General features: G+C 57.4%; 9 protein-coding genes and 2 tRNA genes (1 of these 11 running past the window's edge). 3 read left to right on the plus strand and 8 right to left on the minus strand.

The features are described 5' to 3' along the window. The 7 genes from proA to AC3B6F_RS05205 all read right to left on the minus strand — a co-directional run. Positions 1-4,588: the 5' portion of an anti-phage protein ProA gene (gene proA / locus AC3B6F_RS05175; RefSeq protein WP_489823601.1), read on the minus strand. It extends 1,412 nt beyond the left edge of the window; 4,588 of the gene's 6,000 nt are visible here — the first part of the coding sequence; it begins with the start codon at positions 4,586-4,588; its stop codon lies off the left edge, out of view. Between the two features lie 124 nt (positions 4,589-4,712). Next, positions 4,713-5,129, minus strand: coding sequence for an ATP synthase F1 subunit epsilon (gene atpC, locus AC3B6F_RS05180; RefSeq protein ID WP_010503577.1), 417 nt, complete (start codon positions 5,127-5,129; stop codon positions 4,713-4,715). 5 nt (positions 5,130-5,134) lie between these two features. Beyond that, positions 5,135-6,598, minus strand: coding sequence for a F0F1 ATP synthase subunit beta (gene atpD, locus AC3B6F_RS05185; protein WP_010503579.1), 1,464 nt, complete (start codon positions 6,596-6,598; stop codon positions 5,135-5,137). A gap of 21 nt (positions 6,599-6,619) precedes the next feature. Then, positions 6,620-7,510: a F0F1 ATP synthase subunit gamma gene (locus tag AC3B6F_RS05190; protein ID WP_489823602.1), complete on the minus strand. Its 891-nt coding sequence runs from the start codon at positions 7,508-7,510 to the stop codon at positions 6,620-6,622. A gap of 9 nt (positions 7,511-7,519) precedes the next feature. Then, a complete protein-coding gene (gene atpA, locus AC3B6F_RS05195) occupies positions 7,520-9,055 on the minus strand; it encodes a F0F1 ATP synthase subunit alpha (RefSeq protein ID WP_010503583.1) in 1,536 nt (511 codons plus the stop codon). Then, entirely contained in the window at positions 9,055-9,627 is a 573-nt protein-coding gene (gene atpH / locus AC3B6F_RS05200; protein WP_034880916.1) for an ATP synthase F1 subunit delta, read from the minus strand. Before atpH ends, atpA begins: the two co-directional genes overlap by 1 nt. A gap of 683 nt (positions 9,628-10,310) precedes the next feature. Next, positions 10,311-10,384 (minus strand) — tRNA-Gly (locus AC3B6F_RS05205). 170 nt (positions 10,385-10,554) lie between these two features. On the opposite strand from AC3B6F_RS05205, the gene AC3B6F_RS05210 reads away from it, so the two are divergent. The 3 genes from AC3B6F_RS05210 (at position 10,555) to nusG (ending at position 11,488) form a co-directional block, all read left to right on the plus strand. After that, positions 10,555-10,631 (plus strand) — tRNA-Trp (locus AC3B6F_RS05210). A 62-nt stretch (positions 10,632-10,693) separates the two neighbouring features. Further along, positions 10,694-10,948 carry a preprotein translocase subunit SecE gene (gene secE, locus AC3B6F_RS05215; RefSeq protein ID WP_489823603.1) on the plus strand — a complete coding sequence of 85 codons (255 nt, stop codon included), beginning with the start codon at positions 10,694-10,696 and terminating at the stop codon, positions 10,946-10,948. Between the two features lie 9 nt (positions 10,949-10,957). Beyond that, entirely contained in the window at positions 10,958-11,488 is a 531-nt protein-coding gene (gene nusG / locus AC3B6F_RS05220; protein ID WP_010503588.1) for a transcription termination/antitermination protein NusG, read from the plus strand. 80 nt (positions 11,489-11,568) lie between these two features. Here the strand turns inward: nusG and AC3B6F_RS05225 are convergent, their stop codons facing one another. After that, a complete protein-coding gene (locus tag AC3B6F_RS05225) occupies positions 11,569-12,183 on the minus strand; it encodes a PqiC family protein (protein ID WP_489823604.1) in 615 nt (204 codons plus the stop codon). Between the last annotated feature and the right edge of the window lies 1 nt (position 12,184).

The raw sequence follows: 12,184 nt of genomic DNA on the forward strand, positions 1-12,184 counted from the left end.
TGGATTTTGCACCGTCACTCTTCAGATGCGCCACGACAGCATTCGCCACCGCACGCGCTTCAGCCGGGTTAGTTCGGCTTCCACCACGCTGATAGTTGCCGTCCTCCACAAACCGGAACGAAACAGCCTGATCCTTCGTCACGATTGACGGAAAGGTAATCAGATCCCCGCCGTAATACTGACTGTTCGAGAATGCGATCAGGCTCTCATGTCGGCTGCGGTAATGCCATTTCAGGCTGATTTCCGGTACGCCAGCGGCCCGACATTCATCGAGAATCGACTCCATGTCGCAAAGCTCACCGTCCTCTTCCTCGTTCTCACTCCGGGAAAAGAAGCTGGTCGGTGGAAGCTGCTTTGGATCCCCGACGACAATGACCTGCCGCCCTCGTCCAATAGCGCCAATCGCATCCCATGTCGGAATCTGGGAGGCCTCATCGAAGATAACGAGATCAAAAGGTTCGCTATCAGGTGGCAGGTACTGCGCCACAGAAAGAGGGCTCATCATCAAGCAGGGTGTCAGCGCGCGCACCGCCCGCGGCGCCACGGAAGCCAACTGACGAATGGGCATATGACGCGCTTTTTTCTGCGCCTCACGATGAATCATCACATATTGTGCATCCTGCCGGCGGATCTCTTCGCCGGGAAGACTGCCACACAAACGCGCGCGGATCAGACGTTTGGCCAGCCCCGCAGCATCTTTATCCCACGCCCGGAATTGCCCGATCTGCTCCTCGTGAGCAGCAGCGACAAAACCCCGCAGTCTCGGTTGCTCATCAACGGCCGCCGCCAGCCACCATCGGGCGTATGCTGCTTCCAGAACAGCCTGAAGACTTTCCGCAGCCACGCGCTCTGCAAGCAACGCATCCACCAGCGGAGCTAGGCCCAAATGCTCGGCCTCATGGCAGGCCTTACGCCAGGCACACCAGTCTCGTAGACCGCGCCCCTGTTCAATCCAGCCAGAAAGGCGCTGCCCCAGACGGCTCAACCAATCCGCACCATCAGGTTCAATGGCCAGAACATCACTGCCCGCCAACTCGTTCAGTGTTTGCATGTCCGCGCCAGCTTCCGAGAAAGCCTGCTGGAACGCCGATATTTTTTGCCCGACTGGGCCGCTCTCGGCCAGCAGGTCTCGCCCTTCTGTCAGAAGCTCGCGGAGATGACGCCGTACGGACAAAAGCCCCGAAACATCCGGAACACAACTGGCCAAGGCCACCCGCATTTCCGTCCCCCAGGCCAGCGTCGCTTCGATCCTGGCGAAATCTGTAGAAAGCCCCTGCCACAATGGACCCACATGTTCGCGATGCAATGCCGCTGTCAGCGACTGTTCCAGCGCGGACAGTTCAACCAGGCGGCTAAGTTCGTCCCCCAGATCTTCCGGCAATGCCCCTTTTGCACTGCCCTCCAACTGTCGGCGAACCGCTTTCTGAGCACTGCGTCGGGACAAAAGCCATTTTTCTTCGGAGTCTTTCCAGGCGCGCTGGAGTTCAGCCAGTGGAAGCGTTTTGGCTTGTTCCCAATCGACCGAAAGTTCATGCACCAGACTGCGATGTCGAGCGACACGACTCTGTTCGGCAAGAACAGCTTTTACATTTTCCGCTGCATCGTCCGAGAGCGCCCAAGCGCCCACAGTAGCTTCAGGTCGGCGAATCAGCTGACACAAACCCTCAAGTCGCTGCAGAAACGCCCATAAAAGAGCGTCCCCCGCGAGCCCCAGCGCATGACAAACCTCGCCTGCTGCCTTGGAAAGACTTTCCGCCTGCAATTTCAGTTTCTGCGCCTGCTGAAGCAGTTGGTCCTGCCAACGGGACGTCCAGTCTTCCTGCTCGATCCCTGAAAGGCGCGGTGACAGCGCCTCTCTTCCAAACCGAAGATACAGACTGGAAAGAAGGCTCGTGACGCTCTTCAGGCGTTCCCAGTCTTCCTCCGTGTGAACTTCCGGGCCAGCCCATTTGAGAGCGAGCGGATAGGTTCCATTTCTGTCCGCCTCCAGCACGGCGCCAATAGCCCGATAGGGCGTCCAGCCATTGTTCCATCGGCGATGAAGATCATGCACATAAGCGTTCAGATCGCGCCGCACTGCCATGAGGCGACTTTGAGCGGACGTCCATTCAGCCGCCGAAAATTCTTCCCGCACGGACTGCACCTGCTGAAACTGTTCCAGGACCGCTCCGCGTCCGGCTTGAGGCGAAAACAGATCCAGACAGAACTCACCCAGTCCCACAGAGCGCAAACGATTGCGCACAACCTCAAGCGCCGTCCGTTTTTCCGCAACGAAGAGAACCGTTTTCCCACGTCCCAATGTGTCCGCGATGATATTAGCAATCGTCTGGCTCTTGCCCGTTCCCGGCGGCCCGATCAGAACAAAATTCTCACCCGCAGCCGCTCGGGCCACAGCCACCAGCTGAGAAGAATCAGCTTCTAGCGGGCACAACAGAGATGCCTCATCCAGCACATCGTCCAGCGGCGACGCTTCATCAAACATCGCTTTCGGAAAGGCAGATCCAGCGTCCTCTGTTTCCGACACACCATCCAGAAGTCGGCTGGCCACCGGATTGATCCGCAATGATTCCTGACGTTCCTGCAGATCCTTCCACATCAGGAATTTTGCGAACGACAGCGTCGTCAGGCAAACGCGCTCCTCAACTTCCCACTGTGGAAGCTGGCGGATCTTGGCCCGGAAAATATCGAAAATCCGCCCCACATCCAGACCAGCTTCATCATGAGGCAGTTCTCCTTCAAGCTCCGGAAACCGCATGGCAAAATCCTGCCGCAGAACTTCCAGAAGGCTGCCGTTGACCCGGCTTTCATCTGTATGCGCCCGCAAGCGGAAAGGCGCGTTTACACTGCTGCGCTCCAGAATGACCGGCACCAAAATCAATGGTGCCCGAGCCTTGCGGTCTTTCCCGCGCGGCTCCCACACCAATTCACCCAAGGTCAGGAAAAGCGTGTTCGCGCCTCCCTCCTGCTCAGCTGCTTTCGCCTTGCGATAAATCTCGGTCAGGGCGAGCTGAAGTCCGGCCTCTTCACGCGCCACCAGAAGTTCGCCATGCTCCAGCGCTTCTGCCGCTATCGTACGATGCTGATCATCATGATGACGGTGCTGATGGATACTCGCGCTTCTGGGATCCGCCCCATCCATCAGTTCTGGCCGTGCACGGAGCCTGAGAGCAGGCTTGCGCTCACCTCCCCGCATTTCTGCAAGGCGATCTTCAAGTTTCCCCGGGTCCGCACAGCAGATTTCGATAATCTGTTTCTCAGAGCGAGGAAGATTCAGAAGCCGGCTACGGCCCGAAATATCCAGAAGCCGCTTGCACCAGCGTTCCAGCCGACTCTGGGGCGTATCTTCCTCGTCATAATCTCCCAGCTCTTCGCGAAGAGCCGGAGCTGCCTGCAACAGCGGGGCAACATTTTCTTCTGCCTGGTCTGCTTCAGGTGTCTCTGCTGCCGCCACAATCTGTGAAAGCGGACGAATACGACGCAAACGGGCGCGATGGATATCAATGACGTCTTCGAATTTTGAGGGCTCTTCCCCATCCTGAAGCTGGGCCAACCCATTCTCACAGGCTTTGGAAAACGTCGGACAAGAGGCAGCCGTTACCAGCGTCGTCTCAAAAACACAGACATCATCAAGGGCCACACGATTTCGTAGGCCGGGCAAGTCCTGCAGCACAGATGTGCCGGACTGCTCACGCGACAGCCAGAAGCCCGTAAAGGCATGCCCTTTGAGCATGACAAGCAATGGCCTTAGACCAATAGCCTCCAGACAGGCGGCAAAAAGAAGCGCCGTATCCAGACAGGTGGCCAGACGCTCCTCGACAATCTGGGTCGGAAGGCGAACCCGTTGCCCATTTTCTACAAAAGACGCCGGGGGGCTGACATAAGTGATCTTCAGTGCAGCAACCGCACACCAGATGGCCTGTGCCTGTTCCCAGGCGCGTTTGCGACCGCCCTGATACCCTTCAAGTGACGGTGACTGACCTGCGTCCTGCAAAAGAGCAGAGGCCGAGCGAAGAATTTTCGCCACAGCAGGGTCATTGGGAAGGACAAAAGCCGCCAGAAGATCCGGAAGCCCCTGCAAGCCGCCCCATTCGCTCCGGCAACGCACCGTCAGGGGAAAAACACGGTCCAGAAGCTCTTCCCGAGAGCCATCTGGTTGGATTTCAGAAACGCTCAGCCTGACTTCTGCCCGTGTCGCCTCGCTGAGAGACGCAAGAAAAGCGCCATCAAGCTCAACATCCAGACGATCTATCGTCTGAAACTGTCCAGCCTCTAGAGACTGTACCCGCCAGCATGTGGGACGCAGCACACTCGGCTGACAATCCAACGTAATTTCGAGATCCCTGAACTCACGATCCGAGAGATTACGAAGAGAAAGCTCCAGCAAAACCGGAACACTGTTTTCCCAAAGGGCACTACTGACGCTCTCTCGAAGAACCGCATTCAGTTCAAGACAGGGATCGGCAGGCAGCTTCGGTGTTTCTTCTGTCTCTGGCGCAGAGGCCTCTTCCGTCACGCTTTCAATCGACTGCGGAGAGGCAGGAGCCAGATCTTCAGTCAGGATTGCAGTCTCAGGAGAGGAGTCCGTCATTACGCGCCACCATCACTCGGTAAAGTTGGGAGGAGCATACAGGAAGGTGCCAAACAAAGAAAAACCCGCCCAGTCAAACTGACCGGGCGGGTTTTTCTGTTATTCAAAGATGATGAGTTCGGCCTTAGACCGAAGCATCCCCTCCAGCTGCTTCCAGTTCTGCGCGAACGCTCTGGATTTCACGGCTGAGGCGGTCATGCGTATCAACATCGTTCGGCTCAATCTGGGCCCATGTGGTCTCCAGATCGCGCAGACGGTCACGCGCTTCATCAGCCGACAGTTCGCTCATGAGCTGAGCGGAATCAGCCAGAATGGTGCAGTGCTCTGCGCCCATATCTGCGAAACCGCCGCCCACGAAATAACGGTCGACGATCTTGTCGCCTTCGTACAGGGCCACAACGCCACCACGCAGCTGAAGCATCAGCGGTGCACGGTCCGGCATGGCTGCAATATCGCCCTCCATGCCCGGGACCACCGCCATGTCGACCTGACGGTCAACAAGGCGCTTTTCCGGGCTGACGATCTCGATGCGTAGGGGCATCAGGATCAGGCCTCCTGCTTCATCTTTTCGGCCTTGGCGATGGCCTCATCGATGTCGCCAACCATGTAGAATGCGCCTTCTGGCAGGTGATCATACTCACCGTTCACAACAGCCTTGAAGGAACGGATCGTGTCTTCCAGTGCCACCAGCTTGCCAGGTGCACCCGTGAAGACTTCAGCCACATGGAACGGCTGGGACAGGAAGCGCTGGATGCGACGTGCACGGCCAACGATCTTCTTGTCTTCTTCAGACAGCTCATCCATGCCCAGGATCGCGATGATGTCCTGCAGACCCTTATAGGTCTGGAGCGTCTGCTGAACCTTACGAGCGATGTCGTAGTGTTCCTGACCGACGATCTTCGGGTCGAGCGAGCGAGACGTGGAGTCCAGCGGGTCAACAGCCGGATAAATGCCCATTTCTGCGATCGAACGGTTCAGAACCGTCGTGGCATCAAGATGAGCAAAGGTCGCAGCAGGTGCCGGATCGGTCAGATCGTCAGCAGGGACATACACGGCCTGAACGGACGTGATGGAGCCCTTCTTTGTGGACGTGATGCGCTCCTGAAGGGCGCCCATTTCCGTTGCCAGCGTCGGCTGATAGCCCACGGCGGAAGGAATACGGCCCAGCAGGGCGGACACTTCAGAGCCAGCCTGCGTGAAGCGGAAGATGTTGTCCACGAAGAACAGAACGTCCTGACCTTCTTCGTCACGGAAGTATTCCGCAAGCGACAGACCCGTCAGGGCAACGCGGGCACGTGCTCCCGGCGGCTCGTTCATCTGGCCATAGACCAGCGCAACCTTGGAGCCTTCCGTGGAACCGTCTTCACCGATCTTGATAACGCCGGCGTCCTGCATTTCGAAATACAGGTCGTTACCTTCACGGGTACGCTCACCCACACCAGCGAACACGGACACGCCACCGTGTGCCTTCGCGATGTTGTTGATGAGTTCCTGGATGATAACCGTCTTGCCAACGCCAGCGCCGCCGAACAGACCGATCTTACCACCCTTCAGGTACGGGCAGAGAAGATCAACGACCTTGATGCCGGTCACGAGAATTTCGGAAGCAGCAGCCTGATCTTCGAAAGCCGGGGCTTTGCGATGGATCGGGAAATGCTTGTCGCTGACAATCGGGCCACGCTCGTCAATGGCTTCACCAATCACGTTCAGGATACGGCCGAGGGTAGCCGGGCCAACCGGAACCATGATCTGCGTGCCCGTGTCACGGACTTCGGCGCCACGGCTCAGGCCGTCCGTCGTGTCCATGGCAATGCAGCGAACCTGGCGCTCACCGATTTCCTGCGCGACTTCCAGAACAAGCGTTTGATCGCCGTTCTGAACATGAAGAGCGTTCAGGATATGCGGGAGGGTGCCTTCGAACTGCACATCGACAACCGGGCCACGCACCTGCGTGACACGACCGACGACATTGTTTGCAGCCGGGGCAGAAGGGTTAAGAGTCTCAGACATCGGTTCGTCTCCTGCGTGATCTCAAACGGCTTCTGCGCCGGAGATGATCTCGATCAGTTCGTTGGTAATGTTGGCCTGGCGTGTACGGTTGTACTTCTGGGACAGACGGTCGATCGCCTTGCTGGCGTTCCGGCTCGCATTGTCCATGGCAGTCATCCGTGCACCCTGCTCACCCGCTGCGCTTTCCAGAAGGGCAGAGAAAATCTGTACCTGGAGATTGCGTGGCAGGAGGTTGGCCAGCAGCGTGGCCTCATCGGGCTCGAATTCGTATTGGGCTGCATCCGTAGACGTATCCACGTTGTCATTTTCCGCAACAGACAGCGGCACCAGCGGAAGCTGGATGGCAATCTGCGACATCGCATTGACAAAGCGGTTGTAGATCAACGTGCAGCGATCGATTTCGCCAGCCTCAAGCATGGAGACAATTTTCTTGCCCACATACTCGGCTTTGCCGAAGCCGACATCACGCCCTTCCGTACCAGCCACACGCTCGACAACCAGATCCGGATATTCCTTCGCAAGAATATCCGCACCTTTGCGACCAACCGGCAGGAGACGAACAGTCCGACCTTCGTCCTGCAACGTGCGGATCAGCTGACGCGCACTCCGGACGATATTGGCGTTGAAGCCACCAGCCAGACCACGATCAGACGTCAGGATCACCACAAGATGAACCTGATCCTTACCGGTTCCGCCCAAAAGCTTCGGCAGGCTGGACGCATCTGACCCACGACTTGCCGCTGCCAGTTCCGCCATCATGCGGCCCATGGCCTCAGCATAGGGACGAGCCGCCTCAGCCTGGGACTGGGCGCGTCGCAGCTTTGAAGCTGCGACCATTTTCATGGCGTTCGTGATCTTTCGCGTCGATTTGACGCCTGTGATCCGACCGCGCAGTTCCTTCAGCGAGGGCATGGACTATCCTCAGGCTGCAAAGCGCTTACCGAAAGCTTCCAGCAGCTCCTTGAGCTTACCTTCCGTCTCCGGCTTGATCTGGCGATCGTTGCGGATAGCCGTCAGGATGGAGGCGCCAGCGCCACGCATTTCTGTCAGCAGGGCAGCTTCGTAAGCCACAACCTTATCCACGGCAACCGGATCGACATATCCGCGTGTTCCAGCGAACAGAACCACAACCTGCTCTTCAACTGGCAGCGGAGACGTCTCAGGCTGCTTCAGGAGCTCAACCAGACGTGCACCACGCTCAAGCTGCTTGCGGGTTGCGGCATCGAGATCGGAAGCGAACTGCGAGAACGCAGCCATTTCACGATACTGAGCCAGCTCCAGCTTGATCTTGCCAGCGACCTGCTTCATCGCCTTGATCTGGGCGGCAGAACCAACACGGGACACGGAACCACCGACGTTCACAGCCGGGCGGATGCCCTTGTAGAACAGATCCGTCTCAAGGAAGATCTGACCGTCCGTGATGGAGATCACGTTCGTCGGGATGTATGCAGCCGTATCGCCAGCCTGCGTCTCAATGACCGGCAGAGCCGTCAGAGAGCCACCGCCATTGGCGTCGGACATCTTGGCAGCACGCTCGAGCAGACGCGAGTGCAGATAGAACACGTCACCCGGGAACGCTTCACGTGCCGGCGGACGACGCAGAAGCAGGGACATCTGGCGATAAGCGACAGCCTGCTTGGACAGGTCATCGTAGCAGGCCAGAGCATGCATGCCGTTGTCGCGGAAGTACTCGCCCATGGTGCAGGCGGTGTACGGTGCCAGATACTGCATCGGGGCAGCGTCAGAGGCCGTAGCAGCCACAACGATGGAGTATTCCATTGCGCCCTGTTCCGTCAGCGTACGAACCAGGTTTGCAACCGTGGAACGCTTCTGACCGACTGCAACATAGATGCAGTACAGGGACTTCTTCGGGTCGCCTTCAGCATTGACCGGCTTCTGGGCGACAATCGTGTCCACCAGAATTGCGGTCTTGCCGGTCTGACGGTCACCAATGATCAGCTCACGCTGGCCACGCCCGATCGGAACCAGGGCGTCAATAGCCTTGATACCCGTCTGCATCGGCTCGCTGACCGACTGACGCGGCATGATGCCCGGAGCCTTGACCTCGGCGCGACGGTATTCCACGTCCACCAGCGGACCACGACCATCGATCGGGTTACCAAGACCATCGACAACGCGGCCAAGAAGGCCCTTGCCAACCGGGACTTCGACCACAGCCTTCGTACGAAGAACCGTGTCACCCTCGCGGATTTCGTCGCCGTCACCGAAAATCACGACGCCAACATTGTCGGCTTCGAGGTTCAGAGCCATGCCCTTGAGGCCAGTTCCTTCGAACTCGACCATTTCGCCAGCCATGACATTCGTCAGGCCGTACACGCGAGCAATGCCGTCACCAATCGACAGGACCGTGCCCGTCTCGGAAACGGTCTCGACCTTGTCGAAAGACGCGATCTGCTGCTTGAGGATGTCCGAAATCTCAGCGGGACGGATATCCATCACGCGGCTCCCTTCATGGCGTTCTGCAGGCGGGTCAGGCGCCCGGCGATCGAAGTATCAAACAGTGTAGAACCGACACGTACCGTCATGCCACCGATCAAGGAAGCATCAGTACGTTCGATCATGGACACGCGGCTGTAGCCGGCTTCGGCCAGACGGGCCTGAAGCTGGCTACGCTGCATGTCTGTAAGAGGTTGTGCGGAACGGATTTCTGCAACGGTCTCGCCACGAAGGCTGGCATCAAGAGCCAGCACGCCATCTAGGATGGCAGCGAGATCAGCAAGGCGACGGTTTGCGGCAATGACGCCTACAAAACGACGGACAGCATCCCCAAAACCGAGCTTTTCAGTCAGGGCGCCAGCGACTTCGCTGGAGCGGTGCGCATCAAGGCGGGAATCTGCAAGGAATGTCCGCAGATCAGCACTCTGGGAAATCGCATCGCGAAGCCCCTGAACCTGAGCCAGGACGTCAGAGAGTGCTCCCTGTTCCGAGGCATAATCATAAAGCGCCCGGGCATAGCGTTGAGCCAAGCCCCCTGTGGGTCCCATCTGCGGCACCTGTGTCACCGTCACACGCGTGTTCCGTCTCACTTTTCCGCCGCAGGATGCGGCCGGAACCGGCTTATCCGGTCCCTTGCTTCCAAATCCGTAATAGGATCAGGCACACACGACCCTGCACAGGATTCGTCTGAAACCCGGTCCTCCACTTGGCGCCGCCTCTAGCACGCGATCACGATCAAGCGCAACCGAGAGGAGCCCGCAAACCGATCCCTGAACTACACATGTTTGCATTTTTCGGGTTCTGCCTGCCGTTTTGGGTCGTGCAAGCATCATTGGCCATATCAATTTTCCATATGACACTTACCACAGCCACACACCGACCCCGCCAAGATCGCTAACCAATACTGATGGTGCGATGTATTTTATGCACTGCAATTTTCCAGTCTCCGCGAGGAGACCTTTTTCCCTCAGCGGACAAAATGTTGCCCGAACGGACACTTCGGTTCCGCAAGTGTGACGACACGGGTGCGACAGCCCAGGTCAAAAGCTGGCATCGCCACATGGAACTTCACTGGACCCAAAAATTGTTTGGAAATGTGTGCAAGACACAACTTGGGCGTCACCAGCCTTCTCAAGGCCTCATGACCGCGCAGCAGGAAATAAGAAAGCCCTACTTGTCAGGCAATTCAAACAAGCCACGACACTGCCTCGGCTATGGGGCGGGGATCAAACATTTTGTCAGGAGATGGACCTGATGGAGCGGGCGAAGGGAATCGAACCCTCCTCAGAAGCTTGGAAGGCTACTGCATTACCACTATGCTACGCCCGCCCTTAGGTCGCCGGTGTCATACTCCAGTTTTCGATGTGTCCGCAAGAGGTGAATGTCGGAAATGAAAATATGATACCATTTTCACGTCAGGCACTTGACTTTCATCTCCGAACATTATCTTTTCCGCCCACTGTCGTTGGCGTATCATGTAAATGATCACGCACGATGATAGGGGCGTAGCTCAATTGGCTAGAGCGTCGGTCTCCAAAACCGAAGGTTGTGGGTTCGAGACCCTCCGCCCCTGCCACCCCGTTTTCCCGGATGGCTTTTCCGGCACCGGGATGCGGATTTTCATTTGATTCGAGGACGATGGTGTCGGTCACTACCCCGAAAGACGAGTCGCGGAAGACGGCGCCTCACAAAAACGGATCCGGCTTCAATCTGGGCACGTACCTCAAGGACGTGCGCAATGAGGCAAAACGGGTTACCTGGCCTACACGTCGCAACACCCTCATCACGACGGGTGCGGTGCTGGCCATGGTCGCTGTGACCTGCATCTTCTTCTTCATCGTGGATCAGGTTATCGGCCTGGGCGTCCGCGAACTTTTTGGCGTTGGAGGCTAGGTCCGCACCATGGCAAAGCGTTGGTACGTTGTGCATGTCTATTCCGGCTTCGAGAAAAAGATCGCGAGCCACATTCAGGAACAGGCTGCACAGAAAGGCCTGTCTGACCATTTCGAACAGATTCTTGTTCCTTCTGAAGACGTTACCGAGATGCGCCGTGGCCGTAAGGTCAATGCCGAGCGCAAGTTCTTTCCGGGCTACGTTCTCGTAAAGATGGAACTGACGGACGATGCCTGGCATCTCGTCAAGGACACTCCAAAGGTCACAGGCTTCCTCGGAACCCGCAACCGTCCGACACCTATTACTTCTGCAGAAGCAGACCGGATCATGAAGCAGGCTCAGGAAGGTGTGGAGCGTCCGCGTTCTGCTCTGACCTTCGAGATCGGCGAACAGATTCGTGTGGCCGATGGCCCTTTCACGTCCTTTACCGGCATGATCGAGGAAGTCGACGAAGAGCGCCAGCGTCTCAAGGTCAGCGTTTCCATCTTCGGTCGTTCGACTCCAGTGGATCTGGACTACAATCAGGTCGAAAAGCTCTAGGCTTCCACCATTGTAGTTTGCACTGCACAAAAAAAGGCTCCCACCCGGGAGCCTTTTTTATTGGATTATATACGAAAGTCTCACTTCACAGGCGCTGGCAGCGCTCTTACTTGAGTCGCAATCTGGTCCGCCAACACGGACAGCCCCTGACTCAAAGCGGCAGTCAGTTTCACCGTGTCTTTGTCCACCGTCTCAGAAGACTTCCAGACGAAGGGCTGCGTGAGAACCGGGCCAATCATCTTTCCAGCAGGATGCACTGACAGCATTCCCATGATCAAAGCATGCCCAGCCGCATCCGCTTCAAAATTACGAACCGTCACTTCGACATAAGCTGACGGCGTTGTTGTCACCGCATCGTCCTGAGCAAACACGGTCGTCCCCGGCAGACGCTGAGCCAGATCGGTCGTCAATGTGTGAGCGATCATATTCGGCAGAGCCTCGCTCCAGCTATCCCCCGATGCCAGCTTGGTCTGATAATCCTGGTTTGCCCGGACAATCGTGTCTCGATCCAGACGCATCGCAACCACGGGTGTCCGAACCTCAACAACTGCCGGGCCTCCCATCTGAGAGGCTCCCGGCAGCGGGGCCAGGGTATAAAGCTTTGGATCACTGCTACAGGCAGACAAGCCACCCATCAGACCCAGCATGCACCCTGCAAGCAGCAAACGAGTAGAAGAAGACGAAAACTGTGCCATG

This window comes from Gluconobacter sp. ESL1110 (assembly GCF_058107395.1).

Bases quoted from the DNA above. Each gene is read 5' to 3' on its own strand.
- atpC (WP_010503577.1), bottom strand. From the start codon at position 5,129: ATGCCCCTACGCATCGAGATCGTCAGCCCGGAAAAGCGCCTTGTTGAC.
- atpD (WP_010503579.1), bottom strand. From the start codon at position 6,598: ATGTCTGAGACTCTTAACCCTTCTGCCCCGGCTGCAAACAATGTCGTC.
- AC3B6F_RS05190 (WP_489823602.1), bottom strand. From the start codon at position 7,510: ATGCCCTCGCTGAAGGAACTGCGCGGTCGGATCACAGGCGTCAAATCG.
- atpA (WP_010503583.1), bottom strand. From the start codon at position 9,055: ATGGATATCCGTCCCGCTGAGATTTCGGACATCCTCAAGCAGCAGATC.
- secE (WP_489823603.1), top strand. From the start codon at position 10,694: ATGGTGTCGGTCACTACCCCGAAAGACGAGTCGCGGAAGACGGCGCCT.
- nusG (WP_010503588.1), top strand. From the start codon at position 10,958: ATGGCAAAGCGTTGGTACGTTGTGCATGTCTATTCCGGCTTCGAGAAA.
- AC3B6F_RS05225 (WP_489823604.1), bottom strand. From the start codon at position 12,183: ATGGCACAGTTTTCGTCTTCTTCTACTCGTTTGCTGCTTGCAGGGTGC.